This window comes from Caballeronia sordidicola, from assembly GCF_001544455.2.
Lineage (GTDB): Bacteria > Pseudomonadota > Gammaproteobacteria > Burkholderiales > Burkholderiaceae > Caballeronia > Caballeronia sordidicola.
This window is the reverse complement of record NZ_FCOC02000001.1, coordinates 301,188-327,469: the sequence shown is the minus strand read 5'-3', so window position 1 is coordinate 327,469 and position 26,282 is coordinate 301,188. Positions and strand designations below refer to the sequence as shown.

At 60.1% G+C, this 26,282-nt stretch carries 26 protein-coding genes and 3 tRNA genes; 21 read left to right on the top strand and 8 right to left on the bottom strand.

From position 1 onward, the window contains the following. Nucleotides 1–15 precede the first annotated feature (15 nt). A complete protein-coding gene (locus tag AWB64_RS01445; RefSeq protein ID WP_062876897.1) occupies nt 16–1,047 on the bottom strand; it encodes a patatin-like phospholipase family protein in 1,032 nt (343 codons plus the stop codon). 218 nt (nt 1,048–1,265) lie between these two features. Between AWB64_RS01445 and gltX the strand changes: the two genes are divergently transcribed. The 13 genes from gltX (at nt 1,266) to AWB64_RS01380 (ending at nt 15,632) form a co-directional block, all read left to right on the top strand. Next, nucleotides 1,266–2,672: a glutamate--tRNA ligase gene (gltX, locus tag AWB64_RS01440; RefSeq protein WP_060816839.1), complete on the top strand. Its 1,407-nt coding sequence runs from the start codon at nt 1,266–1,268 to the stop codon at nt 2,670–2,672. Nucleotides 2,673–2,818: 146 nt separating this feature from the next. Next, nucleotides 2,819–2,894, top strand: a tRNA-Ala gene (locus tag AWB64_RS01435). Nucleotides 2,895–3,373: 479 nt separating this feature from the next. Beyond that, the gene (locus AWB64_RS01430; protein ID WP_060816838.1) at nt 3,374–3,700 is read left to right on the top strand and encodes a non-heme iron oxygenase ferredoxin subunit; all 327 of its coding nucleotides are present in this window, start codon (nt 3,374–3,376) and stop codon (nt 3,698–3,700) included. A 94-nt stretch (nt 3,701–3,794) separates the two neighbouring features. Continuing rightward, nucleotides 3,795–5,090 (top strand): sugar ABC transporter substrate-binding protein, encoded by a 1,296-nt coding sequence (locus AWB64_RS01425; RefSeq protein ID WP_060816837.1) that lies wholly within the window; start codon nt 3,795–3,797, stop codon nt 5,088–5,090. Between the two features lie 102 nt (nt 5,091–5,192). Further along, entirely contained in the window at nt 5,193–6,179 is a 987-nt protein-coding gene (locus AWB64_RS01420; protein ID WP_060816836.1) for an ABC transporter permease, read from the top strand. Then, the gene (locus AWB64_RS01415) at nt 6,176–7,219 is read left to right on the top strand and encodes an ABC transporter permease (RefSeq protein WP_060816835.1); all 1,044 of its coding nucleotides are present in this window, start codon (nt 6,176–6,178) and stop codon (nt 7,217–7,219) included. Before AWB64_RS01420 ends, AWB64_RS01415 begins: the two co-directional genes overlap by 4 nt. Nucleotides 7,220–7,272: 53 nt before the next feature. Continuing rightward, a complete protein-coding gene (locus tag AWB64_RS01410) occupies nt 7,273–8,832 on the top strand; it encodes a xylulokinase (RefSeq protein ID WP_060816834.1) in 1,560 nt (519 codons plus the stop codon). Between the two features lie 3 nt (nt 8,833–8,835). Continuing rightward, complete coding sequence (locus tag AWB64_RS01405) at nt 8,836–10,356, top strand: sugar ABC transporter ATP-binding protein (protein ID WP_060816833.1); 1,521 nt, start codon at nt 8,836–8,838, stop codon at nt 10,354–10,356. A gap of 172 nt (nt 10,357–10,528) precedes the next feature. Then, complete coding sequence (locus AWB64_RS01400; RefSeq protein WP_157766562.1) at nt 10,529–11,518, top strand: fatty acid desaturase; 990 nt, start codon at nt 10,529–10,531, stop codon at nt 11,516–11,518. Then, the gene (locus AWB64_RS01395; RefSeq protein WP_060816831.1) at nt 11,515–12,735 is read left to right on the top strand and encodes an NAD(P)/FAD-dependent oxidoreductase; all 1,221 of its coding nucleotides are present in this window, start codon (nt 11,515–11,517) and stop codon (nt 12,733–12,735) included. Before AWB64_RS01400 ends, AWB64_RS01395 begins: the two co-directional genes overlap by 4 nt. A gap of 22 nt (nt 12,736–12,757) precedes the next feature. After that, nucleotides 12,758–13,858, top strand: a complete 1,101-nt coding sequence (locus tag AWB64_RS01390; protein ID WP_060817159.1) for a zinc-binding dehydrogenase — start codon at nt 12,758–12,760, stop codon at nt 13,856–13,858. Then, entirely contained in the window at nt 13,855–14,727 is an 873-nt protein-coding gene (locus AWB64_RS01385; RefSeq protein WP_060816830.1) for an alpha/beta hydrolase, read from the top strand. The genes AWB64_RS01390 and AWB64_RS01385 overlap by 4 nt, the downstream gene beginning before the upstream one ends. Beyond that, complete coding sequence (locus tag AWB64_RS01380; RefSeq protein ID WP_060816829.1) at nt 14,724–15,632, top strand: LysR substrate-binding domain-containing protein; 909 nt, start codon at nt 14,724–14,726, stop codon at nt 15,630–15,632. The genes AWB64_RS01385 and AWB64_RS01380 overlap by 4 nt, the downstream gene beginning before the upstream one ends. A gap of 38 nt (nt 15,633–15,670) precedes the next feature. Here AWB64_RS01380 and AWB64_RS01375 read toward each other — a convergent pair whose 3' ends face one another. From AWB64_RS01375 to AWB64_RS01355, 5 genes are read right to left on the bottom strand one after another with little or no spacing between them, the layout of a single operon-like run. Further along, nucleotides 15,671–16,465, bottom strand: coding sequence for an IclR family transcriptional regulator (locus AWB64_RS01375; RefSeq protein ID WP_060816828.1), 795 nt, complete (start codon nt 16,463–16,465; stop codon nt 15,671–15,673). A 19-nt stretch (nt 16,466–16,484) separates the two neighbouring features. Continuing rightward, nucleotides 16,485–17,222 (bottom strand): amino acid ABC transporter ATP-binding protein, encoded by a 738-nt coding sequence (locus AWB64_RS01370; RefSeq protein ID WP_279616240.1) that lies wholly within the window; start codon nt 17,220–17,222, stop codon nt 16,485–16,487. 8 nt (nt 17,223–17,230) lie between these two features. Further along, complete coding sequence (locus AWB64_RS01365) at nt 17,231–17,923, bottom strand: amino acid ABC transporter permease (RefSeq protein WP_060816826.1); 693 nt, start codon at nt 17,921–17,923, stop codon at nt 17,231–17,233. Nucleotides 17,924–17,960: 37 nt separating this feature from the next. Then, entirely contained in the window at nt 17,961–18,755 is a 795-nt protein-coding gene (locus tag AWB64_RS01360) for an ABC transporter substrate-binding protein (RefSeq protein ID WP_060816825.1), read from the bottom strand. A gap of 41 nt (nt 18,756–18,796) precedes the next feature. Continuing rightward, the gene (locus AWB64_RS01355) at nt 18,797–19,705 is read right to left on the bottom strand and encodes an arginase family protein (RefSeq protein WP_060817158.1); all 909 of its coding nucleotides are present in this window, start codon (nt 19,703–19,705) and stop codon (nt 18,797–18,799) included. A gap of 291 nt (nt 19,706–19,996) precedes the next feature. Between AWB64_RS01355 and AWB64_RS01350 the strand changes: the two genes are divergently transcribed. The 3 genes from AWB64_RS01350 to AWB64_RS01340 all read left to right on the top strand — a co-directional run bounded on the left by AWB64_RS01350 (nt 19,997) and on the right by AWB64_RS01340 (nt 22,045). Next, nucleotides 19,997–20,563: a carboxymuconolactone decarboxylase family protein gene (locus tag AWB64_RS01350; RefSeq protein ID WP_060816824.1), complete on the top strand. Its 567-nt coding sequence runs from the start codon at nt 19,997–19,999 to the stop codon at nt 20,561–20,563. A gap of 27 nt (nt 20,564–20,590) precedes the next feature. Continuing rightward, nucleotides 20,591–21,262 carry a peroxiredoxin-like family protein gene (locus tag AWB64_RS01345; RefSeq protein WP_060816823.1) on the top strand — a complete coding sequence of 224 codons (672 nt, stop codon included), beginning with the start codon at nt 20,591–20,593 and terminating at the stop codon, nt 21,260–21,262. A gap of 66 nt (nt 21,263–21,328) precedes the next feature. After that, nucleotides 21,329–22,045 (top strand): SDR family oxidoreductase, encoded by a 717-nt coding sequence (locus tag AWB64_RS01340; RefSeq protein WP_060816822.1) that lies wholly within the window; start codon nt 21,329–21,331, stop codon nt 22,043–22,045. Here the strand turns inward: AWB64_RS01340 and AWB64_RS01335 are convergent. After that, entirely contained in the window at nt 22,022–22,954 is a 933-nt protein-coding gene (locus AWB64_RS01335; RefSeq protein WP_060816821.1) for a LysR family transcriptional regulator, read from the bottom strand. The two genes, AWB64_RS01340 and AWB64_RS01335, sit on opposite strands and share 24 nt — an antisense overlap. 512 nt (nt 22,955–23,466) lie before the next feature. Here AWB64_RS01335 and AWB64_RS01330 point away from each other — a divergent pair. The 3 genes from AWB64_RS01330 (at nt 23,467) to AWB64_RS01320 (ending at nt 24,364) form a co-directional block, all read left to right on the top strand. Further along, nucleotides 23,467–23,542 (top strand) — tRNA-Glu (locus AWB64_RS01330). A gap of 72 nt (nt 23,543–23,614) precedes the next feature. Continuing rightward, nucleotides 23,615–23,691 (top strand) — tRNA-Asp (locus AWB64_RS01325). Nucleotides 23,692–23,899: 208 nt separating this feature from the next. Continuing rightward, on the top strand, nt 23,900–24,364 hold the full coding sequence (locus AWB64_RS01320; protein ID WP_060816820.1) for a GNAT family N-acetyltransferase: 465 nt from the start codon (nt 23,900–23,902) through the stop codon (nt 24,362–24,364). Between the two features lie 9 nt (nt 24,365–24,373). Here the strand turns inward: AWB64_RS01320 and AWB64_RS01315 are convergent, their stop codons facing one another. After that, on the bottom strand, nt 24,374–25,207 hold the full coding sequence (locus tag AWB64_RS01315) for an AraC family transcriptional regulator (protein WP_060816819.1): 834 nt from the start codon (nt 25,205–25,207) through the stop codon (nt 24,374–24,376). A gap of 107 nt (nt 25,208–25,314) precedes the next feature. Between AWB64_RS01315 and AWB64_RS01310 the strand changes: the two genes are divergently transcribed. Beyond that, nucleotides 25,315–25,728 (top strand): gamma-glutamylcyclotransferase family protein, encoded by a 414-nt coding sequence (locus tag AWB64_RS01310; protein ID WP_060816818.1) that lies wholly within the window; start codon nt 25,315–25,317, stop codon nt 25,726–25,728. 79 nt (nt 25,729–25,807) lie between these two features. After that, nucleotides 25,808–26,242 (top strand): universal stress protein, encoded by a 435-nt coding sequence (locus tag AWB64_RS01305; RefSeq protein ID WP_060816817.1) that lies wholly within the window; start codon nt 25,808–25,810, stop codon nt 26,240–26,242. The last annotated feature ends 40 nt before the right edge of the window (nt 26,243–26,282 follow it).

Here is a 26,282-nt window from a genome sequence, read left to right as displayed (position 1 = left end):
GGCGTTGCCGTTTTCCTAAACGGCAACCCCCTTGGTCGCCATTTGCCGTTGCAGTTCGGGCCAGATTCTCGCCACGGCTTCCTCGCCGGCCAGAATGGCCGCGTTGCGCTGGCTGAAGTCGCTGCCGCTCATGGCGGCAAGATTCGGGCGGATGACGAAGTCGGCGTATTTATCGAGTTCGTAGGCCTTGATGGTCTGGCCCATGATGGTGAAGGTCTGCATCAGGACGTCGAACGAACTTTGCGTCAGCGCCGTCTCCGGGCGTGCCGAGATGTCCACCGCGATCACAAAATCCGCGCCCATCTTGCGCGCGAATGCGGCCGGCACCGGGCTCACCAGGCCACCGTCAACGTACTCGTGGCCGCCTATCTTCACCGGTTCGAAGATGGACGGCACGCTGCACGACGCGCGTACGGCAACGCCCGTATTGCCGCGCTGAAACAGGATCGGCTGACCGGTTTTCAGATCCGTCGCGACAATCCCGAGCGGTTTCGCCATCTTCTCGATTGGCCTGTTGTCAAGCGTCTTGTTCAGGTAGTTCTGGAGCGCCACGCCTTGCAGAAAACCGCGCGTGCGAAACGGCATGGCCCAGTCGCTGATCGACGCTTCGTCCATGGTCAACGCAAGCTTGTTGATCGCAATCCCGTTCATTCCCGACGCCGATAACGCCGCGATCACCGATCCCGCGCTCGTGCCGCTCAAAAGATCCACCTTGACGTTGCGCGCTTCGAGCGCCTTGATCACGCCGATATGCGCAAACCCGCGCGCCGCGCCGCCACCGAGCGCGAGACCGATCCGAACCGGGCGCTGCGGTGAAGCGGCGACAGGGGAGGCGGGCGTCGCGTTCGAGGCTGACGGCGAAGTGACCGTCGGAGCCGTTGTGCATGCACTGAGCAAGGCGGACGCGCAGCCGAGGGAAAACGCCCGGCGCGACAATGCAGGCAGGGGAGGCAAAGGAGGAAGCGGCGATTTCAAGAAATTCTCCTGCAATACGGCGGACGAGGCGAATGAGACGGGACGGAACAACCCACGGGCGAACCTGACCATTCGGATAAGCCTTCCCGCAGCGGCGGACATGATAAAACATGATGGCCCCGCGCGAAGGGTCGAAGGCTCCTGGCGGGTATAATTCCATCTCGTATTGACCGCTTGCAGTGTTATCCGCACAGGGCGCAGAAGCACGCTGCCCCAAGCCGTTCCCCGATCTATCGCCTGCCTGGCAGTCCGTGCCGGCACGCGCATTTGAGCTATCGAGCACACCGCACATGACCCAAGTCCGTACCCGTTTCGCTCCCAGCCCCACAGGCTTCATCCACCTCGGCAACATTCGCTCCGCGCTTTACCCGTGGGCGTTCGCGCGCAAGATGAAGGGCGTTTTCGTGTTGCGCATCGAGGACACCGACCTGGAGCGTTCCACCGACGCATCCGTGGACGCCATCCTTGAAGGCATGGAATGGCTCGGCCTAGACTACGACGAAGGCCCGATCTACCAGATGCAGCGTATGGACCGGTATCGCGAGGTGCTCAAACAGATGCTCGACAAGGGTCTCGCGTACCCCTGCTACATGTCGACGGAAGAACTCGACGCGTTGCGCGAACGCCAGCGCGCGGCCGGCGAAAAACCGCGCTACGACGGTACGTGGCGTCCCGAAGAAGGCAAGGTGTTGCCGCCCGTTCCAGAAGGCGTGTCTCCGGTCATTCGCTTCCGGAACCCGATTGGCGGCGTGGTCAGCTGGGATGATGCGGTGAAGGGCACCATCGAAATTTCGAACGACGAACTCGACGATCTGGTGATCGCGCGCCCGGACGGCACGCCCACGTACAATTTCTGCGTGGTCGTGGATGACCTCGACATGAAGATCACCCACGTGATTCGCGGCGACGATCACGTGAACAATACGCCGCGCCAGATCAACATCCTGCGCGCGCTGGATGGCGACGTGCCCGTATATGCTCATTTGCCGACCGTGCTCAACGAGCAAGGAGAGAAGATGAGCAAGCGCCACGGCGCGATGAGCGTGACGGGGTATCGCGACAGCGGATACTTGCCGGAAGCGGTGCTGAACTATCTGGCGCGACTTGGCTGGTCGCATGGCGACGCGGAAATATTTTCGCGTGAACAGTTCGTGGAGTGGTTCGATCTCGACCATCTGGGCAAGTCGCCGGCGCAATACGATCCGGACCGTTTGAACTGGCTGAATGCGCACTACATCAAGGAAGCCGACAATGCGCGGCTCGAGATGCTCACGAAGCCGTTCCTGCTCGAATTGGGTATCGACGCCGCCATGGTCGAGCAAGGGCCGCCGCTGGAACTGGTGATCGGCTTGTTGAAAGATCGCGCCTCGACGGTAAAGGAAATTGCCGACAACGCCGCCATGTTCTATCGCGAACCGGTGATCGACCCGGCCGCACTCGCGCAGCACGTCACTGAAGCCGTACGTCCGGCGCTGGCCGATCTGCGACAAGCGCTGAGCGAAGCCGAATGGAGCAAGGAAGCAATTTCGGCGGCGTTCAAGGCCACGCTGACAAGCCACAAGCTCAAGATGCCGCATCTGGCCATGCCGGTGCGTCTGCTCGTGGCCGGCACCACGCATACGCCTTCTATCGACGCCGTGTTGATGTTGTTCGGGCGGGAAACGGTGCTGGCGCGGTTGGAGAAAGGCATTGCGTGAACCAGGGAGGCGCTCGGGTTGGCAACACGGCGTGCATAGCAAAGGCGACCGGCTCGCACCCTGAAGACCATTTATTTTTAGAAGCGGCGGCAAAAGGTATTTACAACTTCAAAAGCGCCCTTTAAAATCTCGTTTCTGTTCTGCAAGGGGGTATAGCTCAGCTGGGAGAGCGCTTGCATGGCATGCAAGAGGTCAGCGGTTCGATCCCGCTTACCTCCACCACCTAGTGGGCCGCAGACAGTCAAAGAAGTTCGAAAAGCCTTGAGAAATCAAGGCTTTATCTTTTTCTGCTATCGGTGAATCCGCCTGTTCCGGCAAATTCCGCAACGCGCAAATACCCAGCTCGTACTCCAATCCGAATCGTGTGATTCCGGTGTTGCTTGTCGTCGTCCCGACGTAGTTCCATCCATCTGCCTTCCTCTCCGAAACACCTCGTTCATCTTCATCTCCGCGTTTTTGCCCCGGGCTGGCTGCGCCGGTTAGCTCGACCTGTTAATCGCCGGACCAGAGTGTTTGTCCCAATGGTCCTTGGCTGATTGTGCGTGGCCGCTCCATGCCAAAGGGCTCGCCGACGTGCCTGCTGATCGTCAATGGGCTCATTCAAATAATGAATTTTCTCAAGCTTACGCGCGCAACTAGCATCGTTTAAACACGAAGCCGAGCCATACGAGCCATAAGGAGGCTGTTTGCAAGCAGGAAAAATGACGCAATGGATCAAGGTTGCGCGCGCGGAAGATATCGAAGAAGGCGACGTGCAACGGTGCGACGCAGCCGGAACCTGTATAGCGGTCTTTAACGTCGGGGGGACATTCCATGCAACGAGCGATATCTGCACCCACGCTTACGCTCATCTGTCCGACGGGTACATAGACGGCGAAACGGTTGAATGTCCATTGCACCAGGGACTGTTTCACATCCCCACCGGACGGGCGATGTCACCGCCCGTGACCGAGAACCTGAAGACGTTTGCGACGCGGCTGGAAAATGGAAATGTTTTCGCTGAAATAGAAATAAAGGAGGATCGCTAAGTTAATAGAGGTGGTTAGTGCAGCAAATGAATTGCCATAAATAGACAGACCGCCGACCTGGCGGCATTCCATCGAAGCATGGAGGAGCACAACAATGATTGGCTATAAGAAAAGCGCCTTGCGCATGGCTGCGGCGCTGGCTGGGTATGCGTGCGTGTCGTTTGCCAGCGTGAGCGCAGATGCGCAGGAATCCGTCCACACGCAGTTAAACGGGATCATCAAGCAATATGGCGGCGTGACAGGCGCGTCGATGACGAACCCCGACGTCAAGAAACTGTTCGACAAAGACGGTTTCTCCGACTATCTGGCCGACTATCCGGTGGGCAATCTCGCCCTCGGTTATGTTTGGAAGGTCGGGATGGGCGCGACCTTCACGGGCCACTACAGCAAGGTCAAGATCAAGGCGCCGTTCACGGATTATGTGCCGTTGCCCGACGGCCCGGTTCTCAATCCCAAGAAGACCTATCGCATTGGCTTTGTGTTTCACGGCTTCAACAACCCCTGGCTGATGAGCCTGGCGGACACCGCTGCATGGGAAGCCGCGCGTCATCCGAACGTGCAGATCGATATTGTCGACGCACAATTCGACGATAACCGCATGTCCCAGGTCATCGACGGATGGATCGCGAAAAAATACGACGGCATCGTGCTATGGCCCAATCGTGAAGCGCCGATGGGACCGCCCGTAGACCGCGCGATCGCTGCGGGTATTCCGGTGGTCAGCGTGGACCGGAGGACATCGTCGACCAAGATCAGTTCTGAAGTGATGGGTAACTTCTACGCGAACGGCGTGCAGCAGGGCATCTATCTTCAGCAGGCGACGGGCGGACAGGGCAACCTCATCATGAACCGGAAGGATCTCGGCAGCACGGCCGACGCAATCCGTTCGGGTGCGTTCCTGCAAACCATTGGCAAGAGTAACGGTTATCACATTCTCGCCTCTTATCAGGTGAACAGCGACCGCACGCTCGCGTTCAAGGCGACGGCCGACGCGCTGCAGGCGTACAAGAATATTTCCGTGGTGTTCAACGCGGGCGGCGAGGAAGCCATGGGCGCCCTCGATGCAATCCGCGAAGCCAAGCGGCTCAACAGTGGACCGGGCGGCAAGAAACTCGTGATTCTCGCGGACGACGACGCCAACGAAGTCCTCAAGGAAGTGAAGGACGGCAATATCGATATGGTGGCGCCCTACACGCCGCTTATTGGCGATGTGGGCGTGCGCGTCGTACTCGAACACATAGGCTTCAAGGAAGGCTTGATCAAGCAGGCGCCGCCCAAGCTGGTGCTCACTCCCAATCTTCCCATGATTACCAGGACGAAGATGAAGATTGGCGGCATTGAAACGGTGACGCCGGACGAATGGCCCTATGGCTACGGCCCCGGGAAATGAGTACCTGACTTATAGCAGCGTTCGCCCTATGCGCCACGGTGAACCGGGCGTATATGGCGCGATTACCGCGCGCATATTGCGGGCAATTGCAGGAGACAAACAATGAATCAGCCCACTGTCCCGGCTGCGGCCTCATCGTTCAGGCGGCGCCATGGCGGCCATGCGATCGCGCCCGCGGTGCCGCGGCTCGGACTGCTCGCGCTGCTCGTGCTCGCTGGATATCTGATCAATCCGCATTTTGTCAGCAGCGACAACCTGCGGGTCGTGCTGCTGGCGGTATCGACGGTAGGTGTGATGGGACTCGGAATGACGCTGGTGCTGCTCGCCGGTGAGATCGATTTGTCGGTCGGTGGCGTCGCAGTGCTGGCAGGCGTCGTGGGCGGCCAGTTCGTGCCGGGAGGATCGGTGGCCGCCGTGCTTGCGGCGACGCTGTTGACCGGCGTTGGACTCGGCCTGATTAATGGGCTGTGCGTCACCGTATTGCGGGTGCCGTCGCTTATTGTCACGCTCGGTTCGCTCGGCATTTCCCGGGCGCTCGCCAACCTGCTGTCCGGCGGACAGGCTATCTTCCCATCGAAGCTCGACGGTTTCATATGGCTCGGACGCGGCTACATTGCGGGCGTTCCCGTGCCGGTCATTATTCTGATCGTGGCAATCGTGCTTGCGCTGGTGGCCACGCGCCATACGGTTTTTGGACGCGCTCTCTATGCCGCTGGCGGCAATCCTCGTGCGGCGGCGCTTTCAGGCGTGAACGTAGGCGGGATCAAGCTGCTCGTTTTCGCGCTGAGCGGCGCTGCCGCGGCGCTCGCGGGCATGCTCGAAAGCGCGCGGCTTTCGTATATTGATCCGGCGGCGTTCGGCGGCATCGAACTGAGTGTGATCGCGGTCGCGACGCTTGGAGGCGTGTCGCTTGCCGGCGGCCGCGGCACGATAGGCGGCATGGTTGTCGCGGCGTTGATTATTGGCGCCATGAACAATGCGCTCAACATGCTCGGCATGAGCAGCTACTTGCAGCAGATCGTGACAGCCGGCGTCATTCTTGCCGTCGTGCTCCCCGACAGCCTGCAGCGCAAGGAGCGTGAAGCATGAGCAGCGTCTCCGATACCGAACGCGGCGCCGCCCGCCGCTTCGTCAGTTTGCCGGTGAGGCAGACCGTGCGCGCCGTTATCGCGCAACCGTTGATCTGGCTGCTCGCCGGTTTGCTCGCGCTCGCGTATTTCACATCGGAATATTTTTTCAGCTCCGCAAACCTCGATACGCTGATGCGCGATATCGCCGTATTCGGCTTTCTCGCGATGGGCATGACGCTCGTGCTGCTGACCGGGCGCATCGATTTATCGGTGGCGGCCGTGATGATTTTCAGCGTGATCGGCGCAATCCAGTTGATGTCGCTGATCGGTTCGCTCTTCGATGTCCGCATGATCGCCCGTGGCGGCACGTATGTAGGGCCCGCACTGCCGCTGATCGGACTCACACTGTTGCTGGGCGCGCTCGCTGGGCTCGTCAATGGGGTGGGTGTCGCTTATGGGCGGGTCGCGCCGTTTGTCATGACCCTCGTCACCTTGAGTGCGCTGCGCGGGCTGAGTTACACGCTCACCAACGGGCACGCGTTTTATGTGCGCTCGGACGCGTATCAATGGCTCGGCGAGGCGCATCTTCTGGGTATTCCACTGGGTACTGTCGCTTATCTTGCGCTCTTTCTGGCGCTTGCATGGCTGCTTCACATGCATGTGATCGGCAAGCGCATCTACGCAATAGGTGGCGACGAGAAAACAGCGCGCTTTGCCGGCATCAATGTGCGCGGCTGGATCGTGCTGGTGTATGTGGCGAGCGGCCTGTGCGCCGCCTGCGCGGGTGTTCTGTTCACATCGCGGCTGATGTCGGTCGACGCACCGCTTGCCAACGGGTACGAACTCAACGCGATCGCGATCGCCGTGCTCGGCGGTACGAGTCTCGCGGGCGGCTACGGCTCGCCGTTTCGCACGTTGTGCGGCGGTCTCATCTTCGCGATCGGCCTGAGCCTGCTGAACATGTGGGGCGTGGGCGCGTGGTACCAGAACCTGATCGTGGGCGGCGTGCTGATTGCGGCGGTGGCGCTGGTGCAATGGCTGCGGCGCGGCGTGCGCTGAACGCGCGCCTCGGCCGGTAACGCTGATTTCCATAAAAACCCAAGGAGACGAAGATGGCGGCGAACCTTACTCTCGGTGTCGACATTGGCACGACCAACGTCAAGGCAACGATCCTGGATACAGACACGGGCAAGATCGTCGCGCATGCTTCGCGCGAACACCCGCTATTTCATCCGCGGCCAGGATGGGCCGAACAGGACGCCGACAACTACTGGGGCGCGGTAACTGCCTCGATTCGCGCGTGCCTGGAGCAGGGCGCGTTTGCCAACGCCATTCGTGGCGTGGCCATGTCGGGCCTTGTTGGCGTGACGATTCCGGTCGATCAGAACGGCAAGCCGCTGCGTCCCGCGCCGATCTGGATGGATGCGCGTTCCGAACGCGAATGCGCCGACATTCGCGAGCGGGTAGGCGAGGAAACCATCAATCGCAACAACGGCAACCGGATTGCGCCGTGGTTCATCGAACCGAAGGCGCTATGGATCAAGAAGCACGAGCCGCACATATTCAACGCAACGCACAAGTTCGTTTCGCCGACCGGCTATTGCACGTTGAAGATGACCGGGACATTCTCGATCAATACGGGTGACGCGGGCCTGTTCTATCCGTTCGATTACCGGCGCGAATGCTGGAATGAAGACGTGGCCGCGGCGATCGGGATTCCTGTCGATAAATATCCGCGAATCTATCGTTCGCATGAAGTGGTCGGAGAAGTGACGCGCCAGGCGGCGGCCGAGACCGGCTTGAGTGCGGGCACGCCCGTGGTGGCGGGCGGTACGGACATCAGTTCGGCCGCGCTCGGTGCAGGCGTCACCGAGGCGGGGCAGGCGTATTACTCGATGGGCACTGGTTCCAATCTCGGCATCATGATTCCGACGGAGCAGGACGTCGACGAGTTCCGCATTCTGAAGTGGCCGCACGTGCTGCCCGGCCTCACGATGTTCGACGCTCCCATGGCGTTCACCGGCGCCTCGCTCAAGTGGTTTCGCGACCAGTTTGGCGACTATGAGTGGCGGCTCGCGGAGCGCATTGGACAGAATGTGTTCGACTTGTTCACGGCCGAAGCCGCGCGCATCGCGCCCTGCGCCGACGGCTTGCTGTATCTGCCGTATCTCGGCAACTCGCTCGCGCCCAACTGGAATTCGAACGCATGCGGCAACTTCTTCGGCGTGCGCCCGGATACCACGCGCGGGCATTTCATTCGCGCGCTGGTTGAAGGCGTGGCGTTCGACCTGTATTCGAACGTGAAGATCGCGCAGCAGGCGGGGGTCAAGCTCGATCGCCTGATCCTGAACGGCGGTCCAGCCAAGAGCCGGCTGTGGACGCAGATCACGGCGAACGTGGTCAACCTTCCGCTGGCGATTCCGGACATTGGCGAAGCGGCGCCTTTTGGCGATGCGATTCTGGCTGGCGTTGGCGCGGGCATCTATCCGGATCCGGTGACGCCGGTCAAGACCATCGTCACGATTCGCGAGACCATCGAGCCGGACGCGCGGATTCACGAACGGTACGACGAATTCTTCGGACTCTGGAGCCGCGTCTACGAGAACCTGCGCGGTTCGATGGACGAGCATCGGGCATTGCTCGAGCGTTATCAGATCGGGCAGGAGCACTGATTCATGCAATCGGACATTTCCCCGCAACCTCCGCTGCTCGAAGTCTCGAACATCTGCAAGCAGTTCGGCAGCGTTGTAGCGCTGGATAAAGTCAGCTTCGACATTCGCGCGGGAGAAGTGCATGCGCTGGTTGGAGAGAACGGCGCCGGCAAGTCGACGCTGCTCGCCATCATGAATGGCCTGCAGCGTCCCGACCGTGGAGAGATGCGGCTGGACGGGACCGCGCTGGCGCTCGATGGCCCTGCGGCAGCGCGCGGCCATGGCGTCGTGCTCGTTCATCAGGAACTGGCGTTGTGCCCGAACATGACGGTTGCGGAGAACATCTTTCTTGGCAACGAACCGCGGTCACGGCTTGGCAATATCGACACCGCGCAGATGGAAGAGCGCGCAAGACAGTTGTTGAGCGCAATGCATGTTGCCATCGACTGCCGTGCGCAAGTGTCGTCGCTCGGATTGAGCCAGCAGCAACTCGTGGAGATCTGCAAGGCGCTGGCGTCCAAACCGCGTGTCCTGATCCTCGACGAACCCACCGCTTCGCTTACGAGCGAGCATGTCGATACGCTGCTTGCCATGCTGGATCGCCTGCGCTCGGCGGGGCTCGGGATTGTGTACGTGTCGCATCGGCTGGAAGAAGTGCTGCGCGTGGCCGACAGAATCACGGTGCTGCGTGACGGAAAATCGGTCGCGCACTTTGGCGCGCACGGCACGACGCCCGAACAACTCGTGCAGGCAATGGTAGGCCGCGAACTCGGCGAACGCTTTGCGCCGCGCCGCGCGAACGCGCCCGGCGCATTGTTGCTAGAAGTGGATGGACTGGGCGCGAAAGGACGATTCAGCGATGTGTCGCTCGATTTGCGCGAGGGCGAGATTGTCGGGATCGCGGGGCTGCTCGGCTGCGAACGCGAATCGGTGATTCGTGCGCTGTTTGGATTGCAGCGCGTGGACAAGGGCGAAATCCGGATTGGCGGCGTCATGCGACGGCTAACCACGCCGAGGCGCGCGATCGCTTGCGGACTGGCATACCTGCCGGCGGACCGCAAGGCCGAAGGCCTGGTTCCCGCCATGTCCGTGCATGACAATCTCGCGCTCACCACGTTGCGCCGGATCACCCGCGCGGGGCTGGTGTCGAGGCGCCGGCGCGACCTGCTCAGCCGCGGCCTGATCGAGCGGCTTGCGATCAAGGCACGAGACCCGAATCGCGGCGTGGTCAATCTGTCGGGCGGCAATCAGCAGAAAGTCGTGCTTGGAAAGTGGCTGGCACGGGACGCCCGGCTGTTTGTCGTAGAAGAGCCCACGCGCGGAGTGGATGTGGGCGGCAAGCCGCAGATCTGGGAAGCGCTGCAATCGGTGACCGACGAAGGCAAGGGCATCTTGCTGGTATCGAGCGAATTGCCGGAATTGATGGCTTTGTGCGACCGGATCGTGGTCATGAGCCGGGGCCGCGTCACCGGCCATTTCGCGCGTGCCGATTTCGATGCCGAAGCCATCGCGCACTGCGCCGTGAGCGCCGTGAACGCGATTTGAGCCGCGCGCGGCGCGCATTGACGCGTCCGGTCCCTCTTAAGGCTTCATGAATGGACGCGTTCAAACAATGAATTGGTCAGAGGTCAAGCGAATCCCTACGATGACATCAATGGCGCCGGGCGCGATACAAGCGTCCGGCGAAAGTGAAATCAAGTGTCTCGCAGGTGGACGAATGACAAACGATGGATTGAACGCAAGCAGACTGGGCAGCGAGGAATGGCCGCTCACTGGCGGCGCGATGGTGCCGAAGAAAAGCCTTAAGGTGCTGCGCGAACGCAGCAACGTTCCCGGCTTGCTGCATCTTGCGGCTCACATTGGCGCGTTGCTTCTGACAGGCAGCATGATTTACCTGTCGATGGGAACGCTGTGGATCATTCCTGCAACCTTGCTGCACGGCGCGATCATCGTCCTTCTGTTCGCGCCCTTGCATGAATGCTCGCACGGCACCGCGTTTCGCTCGCGCTGGCTGAATACGACGGTCGGCATGTTCGCCGCGGTGGTCAGCATGAGGCCGTTCCTGTATTTCAAATATCGTCATACGGCGCACCATACCTACACGCAGCACGAACATCTGGACCCGGATATCGTGCCGTTTCCGTCCACGCTGCGCGAGTATGTCCTGCTGATCCTTGGCGTGTCGTTCTGGCCGAAGATGATCGGAACATACTGGCGCGGTTTGACTGGCCGGTTTTCGCCAGTGGAACTCAGCTTCATTCCCGAAAGCGATATTCGCCGCGTGCGCCGCGAGATCGTCCTTACGCTGGCTTTGTATGTTGCCGTGGCCATGATTTCTATCGCGCTTCATTCGTGGGCCGCGGTGATCTACTGGCTTCTGCCGCGCTTTGTCGGCGAACCGGTGTTGCGCGCAATCCGCATGGCCGAACACACCGGCGCAGAAGAAAGTCCGGACCTGCTGGCGAACACCCGCACCACGCTCGCCAATCCGGTTTTCCGGACGCTGTACTGGAACATGCCGTTTCACGCCGAACATCATGTGGCGTCGTCGGTGCCGTTTCATGCGCTGGCGCGCTTGCACAAGGAAATGCGCCCGCATCTGAATTGCGTGGCGAACGGCTACGTTGAAGTGCATACGCAGATCATCCGGGAAATCCTGGCCCGCAGGCGTTTTGCACGGCAGTCGTCCACAGGCGGTCCGGCATGACGGATGGGACATCGCAGGCGGTCGTGATAGTCGGTGCGGGACACGCGGGCGGCCGCGCCGCGATCAATCTTCGCCAGCACGGTTTTGCCGGGCGCATCACGCTTCTTGGCGACGAAACGCATCCGCCTTATGAGCGCCCGCCTTTATCGAAAGACGTGCTGACCGGCGTGGCGCAGCCGCAATCGACGCATCTCGTTGCCGCAGGTGGCTGGGATGCCATTGACGTGCAGTTGAAATCCGGCGATGCGGTTGTCGAAATCGATCGTGGACGCGGTGTGGCCCGGCTCGACGGCGGCGAAAGCATTCCATACGACACGCTGATTCTCGCAACCGGCGCGCGAGCGCGGACTTTCCCGGGCCGCATTGAAGCAGGCGCGCCGGTGCATACGCTTCGCACGCTCGCAGATGCCGCCGCGCTCGCGCCTCGCCTGCGCCGCAACGCGCGAATCGCTGTGCTCGGCGCGGGTTTTATCGGACTGGAAGTTGCGTCCAGCGCGTTGCAAAAGGGCGCGCGCGTGACGGTGATCGAAGCAGCGCCGCGTCCGCTCATGCGCTTGCTGCCCGCCGATTTCGCATATTGGATGACGTGGCTTCACGCGTCCCATGGAGTCGATCTTCGGTTCGATAGCCGCGCCGCGCGGCTGCGCGCGAATGGAATCGAGATGGAGCAGGGCGCCGCGATTGCCGCCGACGCGATCGTGGTCGGAATCGGTGCTCAGCCAAATGATGAACTTGCGGCGCTCGCGGGTCTGGATGTAGAGGACGGCGTGCTCGTCGACGAAGATTGCCGCACGGAAGATCCACGCATCTTTGCCATTGGCGATGTTGCGCGACTGCGCGCCACGCAAGCGCAGCCGACATCGCGGATCGAATCGTGGCGCAAGGCCGAAGACGATGCTGGCAGGGTAGCAGCGGTGCTGTGCGGCGTGCCGGCGCGCCCACGCGATGTTCCCTGGTTCTGGACGGATCAGTTCGGGCGCAACATCCAGTTGGCGGGCGAACCGTCCGACCGCTTCACGCCCGTGTTGCGAGGCAATCCCGACTGCGGTTCGTTTGTGATCTATTACCTCGAAGGCGATGTGCTGCGCGGCGTGATCGGGGTGGATTGCGGACGCGACGTGCGCTCGGCCCAGAAGCTGATTCAGTCTCGCGCCGGCATCGATCCGTCGACGCTTCCTGCGCCGAAAGCGAAGGCGGCCAAGACCGTTTCAGCGTGACATTTCCCTCTAGAGATCCATGATAAAAAGTCTTGCCGCAATTTGCGTGGCCCCTCATTTGCCTTTTGTCATCGATGAAATCCTGGTCGATGGTCCAGGAGCGGGCGAAGTGCTGGTTGAAATAGCGGCGAGTGGCTTGTGCCACACGGACCTCACTGCAATCGAAGGCAGCAATTCGAGTTGCGTATATCCGGCTGTGCTGGGACATGAAGGCGCGGGACGGGTGATCGAAACGGGGCCGGGCGTCAGCACGCTGCGTCCAGGCGATCACGTGATCCCGCTCTATGGTCCGGAATGCGGCGTCTGCAAGATGTGCCTGAGTCGGCGCACGAACCTGTGCTGGTCGATCAAGTCCACGCGCGACCGTGGCGTCATGCCCGACGGCTCGCCGCGCTTTCGATGGCAAGGCGAGCCGTTGCACCATTTCATGGGAACGTCGACGTTCTCGCGCTACACGGTGGTGCCCGAGATCGCACTGTGCAGAATCCGCGAGGACGCGCCGCTTGACACCGTCTGCCTGCTGGGTTGTGGCGTAACCACGGGCGTTGGCGCTGCGCTCGCCGACGTCCGCGAGGGCGACAACGTGGTGGTGTTCGGCCTGGGCGGTATCGGCGTGAATATCGTGCAGGGTGCGCGCATTGCAGGGGCACATGCAATCATCGGCGTGGACCTGCATGCGTCGAAAGCGCAAATAGCGCGGGAGCTTGGAATGACGCATTACGTCGATGCCAGCGCGGGACGGGTTCTCGAAGAAATCCGCGATGTGTGCGACGGTGGCGCCGACGTCGCTTTTGAATGCACGGGTCATGTGGCCGTGATGCGCCAGGCGCTCGATTGTTGCCATGCCGGATGGGGTACGTGCGTGCTGCTCGGCGTGGAACCGCGCGACGCGCTGATGCAGGTGCCACCGGTTGCGGTGCGCTATGGGCGCACCGTGAAGGGCAGTTATTTTGGCGGCGTGCGCGGGCGCACGGGCCTTGGACGCATTGTCGATCTATACATGGACGGGCATATCGACATCGACCGTCTCGTCACCCGTCGCCTGCCATTCGAGCAGATCAACCGCGGCTTTGAACTGATGGTTTCGGGCGAGTCGCTCAGAAGCGTGGTGTCGTTCACGTGACGACGGATCCTGCTGTAGATCCCGAAATCGAGTCGCAATATTTCTTCTCCGCGCGCTATCCCGAGAGGCAACGAGTGTATGACGCGATCGACCGCTTGAGTGCGGATGTTCGCGACACGCACGCGTGCACGCTCGACGTACCCTATGGCGGCCACGAACTGGAAAGGGTGGATTTGTTCGGAGGCCGACCCGGCGCTCCCTTGCTCGTTTTCATTCACGGCGGTTACTGGCGTAGCATGGACAAACGTTCTTTCTCGTTCGTCGCCGGGCCGTTCACCAAGCTGGGTTATTCTGTCGCGGTGTTGAATTATCCGCTTGCGCCTGAAACGGCCTTGCCGGGCATTGCGGCAAGCATCGACCGTGCGCTTCGCTGGTTGAACGACGCAGGGCGGCTACGGTTGCCGCGTTTTTCCTCGATCGTGCTGGCGGGACATTCCGCGGGCGGACACCTTGCCGCGCTGGCTGCGACGTTGTTCGAAAGCTCGGCCCGCGATGCTTCGCCCGTCGCGGGATGTGCTTGCATCAGTGGGATCTTCGACCTTGAGCCTTTGATGAAAACAAGCCTTGCTTCACACATAGGGTTGGCATCGGCCGATGTCGAAACGCTCAGCCCGATCGCATTGCAGCCTTTCGAGGGCTGGATGATTGTCGGCGTGGGGGCAGAGGAGACGGCCGGGTTTATCGACTCGCAGACCAAGCGCTTTGCGGCCTCCCGCGATTCACACGGGCTGGAAACCACGGTCACGTTGCTCGCCGCCAGCAACCACTACACGGTACTCATGGATCTCGCCCGCGACGACGGGCTGATCTTGAGCGCTATCGAAGCCCGCGTGAACGGGGCGAATCATACGGGGTGCGAACCGGCATGACGCCCGAACGGCCGCGCGAGCGTAAGCTCGCTTTCGTCAACTTCAACCAGCTACGGTCTTTTTACGCTGTTGCTCAGGAGATGAGCTTCACGAGAGCGGCGTTGCTGCTTCATATTGGCCAGCCGACCCTGACCGTCCAGGTCAAGCAACTCGAAGAAAATTACGGCGTCGAACTTTTCATTCGTTCTTCGAAGGGCTTGCAGCTCAGCGAAACGGGAATGGCGCTGTTCGCTGTTGCACGGCAAATTTTCGAACTGGAGGAACAAGCGGTCGACCTGCTGTGTTCGACTGGCGAAGCGGTGTCGGGATCGATACGCATCGGCACCGTTGGCCCGTTTTTTGTGATGAAATTGCTGGCTAAGTTCACGCAACGATATCCGCTGGTTCAGGTTTCCATCGACAGCGACAATTCCGATGGCGTGCTCAGGAAGATCCTGGATTCAAGTACGGACGCCGCGATCACCGGCAGCATCATTAACGATGCAAGGCTTTACTCAAGACACCTCGGTTCTCACGAGATTCTCGTTTTTGTGAATTCTTCTCATCCGTGGGCGCTCCTTGACAGTATCAAGCTCGCGCAACTCGACGGCCAGCGCATGATCATGCGCGAGCGCGGGTCGATGACACGTACCGCTTTTGAAAAGGAACTGACGCAACATCGCGTGAACCCGAAAATCGTCATGGAGGTGTCGCGTGACGCAGTCCGGGAGGCGGTGATGGAGGGCCTGGGCATTGGCATCGTGTCTCAGGCGGAGTATCGGTCCCACGACAATCTTCACGTCCTGCACATTTCAGATCACAAGAGCTTCACGCATTCCTATGTTGTGTGCTTGCGGTCGCGAAGAGGCGCGAAAGCGATTGCTGCCTTTACGGATCTCGCGGAGTCCAGCATCGAAGTCCGGTGATTTTGTAGTACGAGTAATTGCTATAGCCGCCGCAGCGTTCACCGCGCACGCGAGGTACTTGAACCGCCGATTGCGCGGGCAGTCTCGAGGACTTGCGGTCCAATCTCGTCGATGACTTTTGCCAGGGTCCAGCGGCTCGAAGGCGCGGAGACGTTCACGGAGCCGACGGGTTTGCCGTTGGGCGCCAGAATTGCCGCGCTGACATTGATATCACCGTTGTAATACTCGCCGTTCGCCCAGGCGAATCCGTTTGTGCGTGCCTCGGCCAGCAGAGCTTCGAGTTTTGCCAGGTCGGTGATGGTCTCCGTGGTGTAGGCGACCCGCGTGCACGCCGCCAGCATCTCCGACGCGCGCTCCGGCTCGAGCCGTGAAAGCAGGGCGCGTCCCGACGCCGTGCAATAGACCGGCAGCCGCATGCCGATCGGCATGTTGACGAACATTTCTTTTTGCGCCGGAAACCGCGAAACGTACACCATGTCGAGACCGTCGAGTTCGGCAAGGCTGCATGTTTCCTGACATGCCCGATTCAACGAATGCAGATAAGGGTTCGCATTACTGATCAACTGGCTGGTTTGCAGATAACGCAACCCAACTTCCAGCGAGCGCGGCGCGAGTGAATACTCCTTGCTGACATCGTTCTTGCGTAGGTAGCCGAGCGTGACGAGCGTATGCGTGAAGCGTTGGGCTGCGCTCTTGCTCATGTTCGCGGCAAGCGCCAGGTCAGCGAGTTTCATCGACGAATGGTCTTCCCGGAAGGCTGCCAGTAGATGCAATCCGCGTGCGAGCGACGTAATAAAAAGACGCGAATCTTCTGGATTGTCCTGTTCGCTCATGCTGGTTCCGTGGTCAAGGTCATGCCAGGATCTGGCCGAGAAATTCGCGGGCGCGCGGTGTCTGCGGAGCGCGGAAGAAATCCGCGGGCGTGCCCGTTTCCACCACTTCCCCGCGGTCCATGAAGACAACGCGGTCGCCTACCTCACGTGCAAAACCCATTTCGTGTGTGACGCATACCATGGTCATGCCGTCGCGCGCGAACTGAACCATGGCGTCCAGTACTTCCTTCACCATTTCCGGATCGAGCGCGGAGGTTGGCTCATCGAACAGCATGACTTTCGGCTCCATGCAGAGGCTGCGCGCAATCGCTACACGCTGCTTTTGGCCACCCGACAACTGGCCTGGGTATTTGCCTGCGTGCTGCGCGATTCTAACGCGCTCGAAATAGCGCATGGCGCGCTCTTCGGCTTCGCGAACGGGCATCTTCTTGACGAGCCGCAGCGCCACCGTGCAGTTCTGCAGCGCGGTCAGGTGAGGAAATAAATTGAAGTGCTGGAACACCATGCCAACGTCGGCGCGAATGCGCTGGATGTTGCGGATGTCGCCGTTCATCTCGATGCCGTTCACCCTGATCTGTCCTTCCTGATGTTCCTCGAGCCGGTTCAGCAGCCGGATGGTGGTCGACTTTCCCGAGCCGGACGGTCCGCAAAGGATCAGCTTTTCGCCCGGCTGCACATGCAGGTCGACCCCGTTCAGCACCTTGAAGTCGCCATACCATTTCGACACGCCTTTCATCGCGATCATCGGATCTTGCATGGCGTCGCTCATATCTTGGTGATGGGGTTGTGTTCGGATGCGCCGTCCCAGTAACCCGGTACGGTCAGGCGCTTCTCAATACGGCGAAACACGTACGACAGCACGCTGCACATCAGAAAGTAGATCGCACCGACCATCGAATAGACGAGCAGCGAGCGGAACGTGGCGCCGGCCAGCATCTGACCAGCGCGCATCAGTTCATACACGCTGATTACGGCGACGAGTGACGTGTCCTTGACGAGGACGAGTGCGTAATTGCCCAGAGCGGGGAAAATCGTGCGCAGCGCTTGCGGCATGACAATCACACGCAGCCGCTGGATGCGCGTAAGGCCGAGCGCGCGCGAAGCCTCGAACTGGCCGTTATCCACGGACTGAATCCCGCCACGGAACAACTCCGCGAGATAAGCGCCAAAGTTGATCGTAAGCCCGAGTACACCGGCGGGAAAACCGGGCATGACAATACCCAGTTCGGGCAAGCCGTAATAGATGAAAAAGAGCTGCACGAGAAGGGGCGTGCCACGCACGATTTCGATGTACGTCTTCGCCGACGTGCGCAGCCACGCATGCCCGGACATGCGGGCGAAACAGACCAGAAGCCCGACGGCGACCGCAAGCAGCGCTGACGCAAAGAACAGCGCCAGCGTCCACGTCGCGCCTTCGGATAGTGGCTCCAGATAGGTTTTTAACGTATCCCAGGTCATCGGATGCCTTTGTTCTTGTCCTGCCACGTGCGCCAAGTCATTTCGCTTCCAGATTGGCGACGCCCCATTTCGTGAGGATGGCACGCAGTTCGCCATCCTGCTTCATCGTGGCGATAGCGTGGTTGATCGCATCCAGCAGGGGCTGATTGTTCTTTTGCACCGCGCCAGCCACAAACCAGCTCTTTTGCGGGTGGTAGGCGTCGTCCAGCTTCACGCCCGGAATGGACTTCAGCTTGATCTGGTACAAGACGCTAGGCGGATCCACCACGCCGAGATCCACCCGGCCTGCGCGAATGTCCGCGAGCAGCGAAAAGTAATCGGGATAGGTCGATACCTGCGTGCCCGGCAGATCCTTGATCATTTTGTACTGCACACTGTCCACGAGCGTGCCTACCTTCTCGCCCTTGAAGTCATCGAGGCGGCCGAAGTGCTTCGGCTGTTTGTCGCTGACTACCACGCCTTCGCCCCAGCCATATACGGGTGTCGTGAAATCGACCACCTTGCTTCGTTCATCGGTTACGAAAAGAGGGGCCGACATCAAGTCCGCGCGACCCGAAGTCAAGGTCGGGATGAGGCCGTCGAAGGGCACATCGATGAGTTTGACCGTCACGCCCATCTGCTTGCCGATTCCTTGCGCGAGATCGACCATGATGCCCTTGAGCGTGTTCGACGCCGGATCCATGAAGCCATGCGGCGGACTTGATGCAGTCGTGACGACAGTGAGCGTCTTGCTTGCGAGCACTTCGTCGATCGAATGAGCGTGCGCTGCATGAGCAAGCAGGCTCGCCGACACGACGATGACGGACGCCAAAATTGATTCGGGTTTTCTCATGAAAGATCCTGTTGATCGGTCAAGGGCATTGGAAGAGGGCTTCACGAAGCGTGGCGCGTTGCAGCCAGCCGCGGCGTTTGCGCAGCCAGCGCACAGCATTCATGCATGACAGTTGCGGCGAGGAAGGCTGTGGTCTCGCCGATATCCTGTGCGGGAGAGACGGTATTCACGTCGAAGGCGACGAAGTTCAAGCCAGCGAGCGCACGAAGCAGCGCCAGTCCTTCCTTCGCATTCAGTCCGCCCCATTCGGGCGTGCATACGCCTGGCGCACATGACGGATCGAAGATGTCCATGTCGAAGCACAGGTAGACCGGTCGTGTCCCGATCCGCTGCCGGATCCGCTCGATACATGCTCGCGGGTCGGCGTCGAATTCAGAGAACGGAATCACGTTGTATCCGAGGGACCGGCCGAACCCGAGTACGCCGTCCATGAATGTCGTGCCGCGTGCGCCAACGTGAAAGCTGCGTTCGACATCGAGCAGCTTTTCTTCCGCCGCGCGGGTGAAGGTCGTGGCTGTGTTGAAACCTTCAATTGCGTAGGTATCCGTATGAGCGTCGATATGAAGCACCACGAAATCGGGGTGATGCTTCGCGACGGCGCGAAGCTGCGGAAGCGTGACCGCACCGTCGCCTCCCATCGAAATGGGTACGGCGCTGGCCGCGATGATCGCGTCGATTGCGGACTCGATCAGCGGGTAGCTCTTCTCGATTTCTCCAGGATGGCAGTTGACATTGCCGAGATCGATCAGGCGCAGGAAGTCGACTGCGTTTGCATGAGCTCCCGCTGCGTCGACAAAGAACGGGCGAAGCAGATGGGACTGACGGCGAATGGCGTCGGGGCCTTCGCGTGAACCGACGCGAAACGGATGCGTCCCGCAGTCGAAGGGAATGCCGATCACGCATGCGAGCGCGGGTGCTTCGTTCGCGCCGCGCCGCGTGGGCACGTTCATGAAACTGCGATGGGATGTGAGGTGTTCAATGTCATTTGGAAACATCAGGTTCGGTCCTTTCGCGTTGTGGCACACAACGGAAAAGAGCGTATCCGCGCCTAATTAATTGCACAACGGATCATAATTATCGCTATGCGATACAGTTTGTTGGTTTGGTGATGTCTCCGCTCGCGCTTGGCTCCAAAGCTTTATGCCCATAGGGAATGAGTGTTATCGACAGCACGTGCCTTCCGGAAGGATGGCAAGCCCTCCATCATTTGCTCACGTTATTCAACACCAAGGAGCAAAACGATGAGCACATTCCAAACCTACACGATCGAAAACGCACCCGATGGATCGAAGGCCGGTCTCGAAGGCGCAAAGCGGGCTTTCGGCTTTGTGCCGAACCTTCAGGCGCATATGGCCGAGTCACCGGCGCTTCTCGCTGGCTACTCGGCGCTGTGGGATCTGTTTTCGAAAAGCTCGCTGACACCGCACGAGCAGCAAGTCGTCTATCTGACCTCCAACTTCGAAAACAACTGCCATTACTGCATGGCGGGTCATAGCGCGCTCGCCAAGATGATCAAGATGGACGCGGGCGTGATTGCGGCCCTTCGTGCAGGGACGCCGTTGCCCGATGCGAAACTCGAAGCCCTGCATCTGTTCACCACGCTCGTGGTCCGTCAGCGGGGCTTTGTTCCTGATGCAGATGTCGATGCCTTTCTCGCTGCCGGCTACACCCGCCAAAACGTGCTCGAAGTCATACTGGGCGTCGCGACGAAGGTGATGAGCAATTACACGAACCATATCGTCCATACCGAACTCGACGCCTTCATGAGCGGCAACGAGTGGACGAAGCCGGCTACGGTCGCCGCGTAACCCATCCTGCTCAACCGGAGAATGCTCATGTCACTGCAAGACAAGCTCGACGCCTTCAGGGCCGACTTCAAGGCGGGAAAACCGCCGTTCAACGCGCCGCCGGAGATTCATCCCGTCATGGAGCGGGCCACGGCCGAACTGATCGCGAGCGGCCAGGCGAGCCGCGCCATCAAGGCGGGCGACCGTGCGCCTCAATTCATCCTGAAAGATCAGGACGGCAACGATGTTTCGTCAGCCGCGTTGCTCGGGAAGGGGCCACTGGTGGTCACATTTTATCGTGGCGTGTGGTGTCCGTATTGCAATATCGAATTGCAGGCAATCAACGAAGTGCTGCCCAAGATCCAGTCATACGGCGCGAACGTCGTGGCCATCTCGCCGCAGATCGCGGTCAACAGCCGAAAGTCCGTGCGGACCAACGATCTGGGATTTCCTGTACTGAGCGATGTGAAAGGCCAAGCGGGCGCTGACTTCGGACTGCGCTTTGCGTTGCCGGACTACCTGATCGATCTGTACAAAAAGCTCAAGAACGATCTGCCGGCTTTCAACAACGACCCCGGCTGGACGTTGCCGATGCCCGCACGTTACGTCATTGGCCGCGACGGCATTGTGTTGTATTCGGAAGTCAATCCGGACTACACGCGGCGTCCCGATCCATCGGACATGTTTCCGGTTCTGGAAAAGGCCATAGCCAGGGCGTGAACGCATGTCTTCCCGCGCCGCTCGATGCGGCGCGGCCCGGACTGCTCAAAGCAAGGGAGATAATTAATGACGCATCGAACCTTTTTGATCACCGGCGCGACCAAGGGCATTGGCCGCGCATTGACCGAGCGCCTGCTTCATGCCGGCCACCATGTTGTCGGGCTCGCGCGCGAAGCAACCGAATTTCCGGGCGAACTGATTCGTGTCGATCTCGCTGACCGCGCCGCAACAGCCGCCGTGCTGCAGGATGTGTCGGCCCGCTACACGTTGGACGGCGTTGTCAACAATGTCGGATTGGTAAAACCGCAGCGTCTTGGCGAGATCAGTCTCGACGACCTCGACGATGTCTTCGCGCTCAACCTGCATCCAGCGGTGCAGATCGTTCAGGCGCTGCTGCCCGGCATGCGCCAGCGTGGCTGGGGCCGGGTCGTCAACATCTCGAGCCTGACGGTGCTCGGCATGACGCAGCGCACGGCCTACGCCGCCGCGAAAAGCGCGTTGGTAAGCTTTGCGCGCACCTGGGCGCTGGAGCTTGCAGATAGCGGTATTACGGTCAACTCGGTGTCTCCGGGTCCCACCGAAACTGAATTGTTCCGAGCGAACAATCCGGTAGGCAGTGAAGGTGAGCAGCGATACCTCTCGGCCGTTCCAATGGGCCGTTTCGGCAAACCCGATGAGATCGCGGCGGCCATTGCGTTCCTGCTCTCGGACGAGGCCGCATTCATCACGGGGCAAACGCTTTACGTCGATGGCGGCGCGTCAATCGGCAAGCTCGGTTTCTGACGGACCGGCAGCGTTTTTGGCCGATGCACTGCTTAGTATTTCTTCCACGAACGCGACGAAGGCCCGGGCCTTCGCGCTCACAAGGCGGCCAGCGGGGAACACGGCCCATAGGTCTATCGATGGCAACTCCCAGTCGCTGAGCACTTCCTTGACGGTGCCATTTCCGAGTTCCGGGGAGAACATCCATTCCGAAGCAATGGCAATTCCCATATCTCCCAGCACGGCGGTACGCATGCCCTCGGCAGCGCTCACGCTGACACGGCCGGACACGACCACGGCAACCTCCTTGCCGTCCTGGCTGAACGACCACGATTCCCCGCCGCCGCGCAACGAATACACGATCGCCTGATGCTGACTCAGGTCAGCCGGTGACTTTGGCAATCCCGCGCCGGAAAAATAGGCCGGCGTACCCACCACCACGCGCCGGCTTCGTGAAATCCGGCGCGCGGTCATGGCGGAATCGTCGAGCGAGCCCATGCGCAAGGCGACATCCACCCCGTGTTCAAGCAGGTCGATAGTGCGATCGTCGAGCACGATATCGATTTGCAGCCTCGGATGGCGCTGCAGAAAAATCTTCAGGGCGGGCAAAATGTGCAGCCGTGCGAACGTCACGGCGGCGCTGACGCGCAGCGTGCCAGACAGTGCCGCCGACGTTTCGCGTACGGCCTGTTCGGCGAATTCCACCTCTTCGATGGCACGCCGCGCATGTTCATAGAAGCGCTGGCCCGCGTCGGTTGGCGTGAGGCCGCGTGTCGAGCGCAGCAGGAGGCGCACGCCTAGACGTGTCTCAAGTTGTGCAATCGACTTCGACACAGCCGGCTGGCCAAGCTTGAGCCGCTTGGCGGCGGCGGAAAACGAGCCGGCTTCCACGACGCTGACGTATGTTTCCATTGCTGCCATCCGGTCCATGCGAATGTTTCTCCTTCAGTGGCTTGCAGATATGGAAAGTCTAGCGCGCTTGCGCGACAGGGCTTGCCTTCGATGTCTGCGCGATGCTCATCCTTATGCGCGTGGGCCATGATCCACGCGAAGCCAACGACAATAGAAAATTCTTGCGCGGTGAAAAGGTCACTGCGTATAATTGCGTTCTTCGCTGCCGTGACTTTCCGAGACGGGTTGTTCAAGACTGTTTCAGCGCGAGATGTTGCTGGAAAGAGGCAATTCGTAGATCAAGTACTCCGCTCGCACGAGATGGACTACCGGGTCCGCGGGAGCCGAGTGGATCTGCTTCAAACTCCAAGGCATCGGATAAAAAAGGCTTCACAAGATTCAAAAAGCTGTTTATAATGTCGTTCTTCGCTGATCACTGAAACAAAACTGATTAAGCAATTCGAATGATCAAGAAGTTTTTAATCTCGATTAATCGGAAAATAGTCAGGTGTTAAGCGGAAGTAGTTAAAGACATTAACTGAAAAGTTTATGTCCCCTTCGTCTAGAGGCCTAGGACATCACCCTTTCACGGTGAGTACAGGGGTTCGAATCCCCTAGGGGACGCCAAAACATCGGCGGCTGCTAGAAGCGCTGCAAGCTTGATGAGTCGACCAACCTCTCAAGCCGATGAAAAGAAGTGGAGCGGTAGTTCAGTTGGTTAGAATACCGGCCTGTCACGCCGGGGGTCGCGGGTTCGAGTCCCGTCCGCTCCGCCAACGCGTTGTAAAGAAAAAATCCAGCTTATGCTGGATTTTTTTCGTTGGGCGTCAGGTTTTCGTGTTGGCGCACTATACGTTGCGTGGCGTCGTGGGCATGCACATGCGGCGCCTACGTCAACAAAATTACGTGCCCGGAAAACTCTCCATTGCCAGCGCGCGCCGCCTGACTTAGTGTGATGACCTGATTCAGTGCTTTCATCGCGCAATGCTCGACCCCACCGAAGCCCTCTCGCCATTCATGTTGCGCCTTGCGTCGATGGACGATTTTTCGTTCGCCGAAGCGCTCACGCGCAGCAACATGAACGGGTATTACCGCCGTCACAATCTCGTGTGGCGCAGCGATCTGTTCCTCGGGAGCTGGCGGGAATCCGAAAACTTCGTGCTCGAGTGCGATGGAAAAGCCATCGGCGTAATGCGAGTGACCGAAGAAGACGAGTCGCTTCATATCCGCGATGTCCAGGTCATCGAAGGCTGGCGCCGGACCGGTGCAGGGACGTTTCTTCTGGACACGGCGCATCGATGGGCGCGTGCACGCGGATTGAAGGAAACGCAGTTGCGTGTTTTCGTCGATAACCCCGCGGCCCGGCTTTACATTCGCATGGGATACAAGCCCGCGGGTTCGCGGCTCGCGCAGTTTGGCGCGATCCGGCATATGGTGCGCAGCGTCTGACGGATCATGTCAGCGTTCGTGCGGTTCGCTATCGCGGACGAAAAACGCGCGCGGACTTTCACCGAACGCACGCCTGAACATCGCGGAAAATGCGCTCTGGCTCTGGTAGCCCAGTAGCAGCGCGACCTGTGCGAGCGGTCTGCCCTGGCTCAGCAACGGAATGGCGCGCGCCAGCACTGCTTGTTGCCGCCATTGCGAAAAACTTACCCCCAGTTCCCGCCGGAACAGCCGCGCGATCGTGCGCGTACTCGCGCCCACCAACGTTGCCCAATGTTCGAGCGAATCGGCGGAGGCGGGATCTTCCAACACCGCTTCGCATAGCGCGAGCAGGCGCTTGTCGGTGGGCATTGGAATGGAAAGCGGAAGCGGGCGGGAGCGCGTGATTTCATCGAGCGCGAGTGTTCCCAACAGCCGCTCGCGTTCACGCGAAATGGATGTGTCGTTCAGCGCCACCGCCACTTCCCGCAAGAGCGGCGATACTTCGACTACGCGACACGCATCCAGACCTTCGGGTACGACGCTTTCATCGATATAAAGCGTGCGCAAGAACGCATCTTCCACAATCACCACTTCGTGCGTGACGTTCGGCGGAACCCAGATCGCCCGAGATGGCGGCACCATCCACGTGGAACCTTCCGCGGCGATCCGCAACACGCCGCGTGTTGTGCACGCGACCTGCGCCCAGGCGTGCGTGTGGCGCGCTATCCTCACGCCTGCCGGCACCGGTCGCGAGCGAACACGGATCGGGTGCGCCGGCGTAGGCGACGACTCGGCCGGAATGTCGAGGTGCTCGACTTCCTCGGTAGCGGGTCCTTCAGTCTGCTGGCTAGTGGAAATGAGCATGCGGTTTCTCGGCGAATATCGTCATGATAGTCAATGCGTCGACGTTTTTGCTCTTGGCATAATGCGCGCTGACTTGTCCGCAATCGTTCGTTCGAGGAATCAAGCGCATGCAACACGTATTCGTATACGGCACGCTGCGGGCCGAAGAGAGCAATGACATTCACGAAGCGGCCAGGCGCAGCGGCATCTCGGATCCTGTGCTGATCGGCTCGGGCCATATCAATGGCCGGCTTTATGATTTCGGCGCATATCCCGGCGTCGTTCCCGATGCCGGTGCTTCACCGGTTCATGGCGACGTTTATCGGATAGAAGATACGCTTGTTCCCGTGCTCGATGAAATCGAGGAAGTCGTGCCGGGTATCAGCGGGCTTTTTCGTGGGGAGCATATGCATGTGACGGTCGAACTCGATGGACGCGCCGAGAAGATCGAATGCCTGGTTTATCCAGTGAGCGACGCGGCCGTGCAGGGATTGCCGCGAATCGATCATGGCGACTGGGTGAGTTATCGGCGCTCGCGATAAACACCGGCATGGGCCACGCGTAAGCCGATTCCGTTACTACAATGGAAGAGCGTACACACGCGCGCCAAGGGAGCCTGCCATGTTCAAGCACATTCTTGTCCCGACAGACGGGTCGGTTCTGTCGCAAAAGGCAATCGATGGCGCGATCGACCTTGCGCAATCGGTGGGCGCGCGGATTACGGCGTACGCGTGCTTGCCGCTCTATCCCTATTCCCCTTTCGCCGATGTCGCCGTCGAGCCGCCGAGCGATTTTCACGAGCGCTCGGAAAAAGAAGCGCGCGAGCATCTGGCCGCGGTTGAAGCGGCGGCTGCCGCCGCCGGTGTTTCCTGCGATGCGGTGACAAGTGTCGAATCGGCGCCGTATATCGGAATCATCGATATTGCCGAACGCGACGAATGTGACGTGATCTTCATGGCGTCGCACGGACGCCGAGGATTGGGAAGCTTGTTGATCGGAAGCGAAACGCAGCGGGTGCTCACGCACACCAAGATTCCGGTCATTGTGTATCGGTAAATAAAATGAAAAAGGGCATAAGGCTTTTGACCGTATGCCC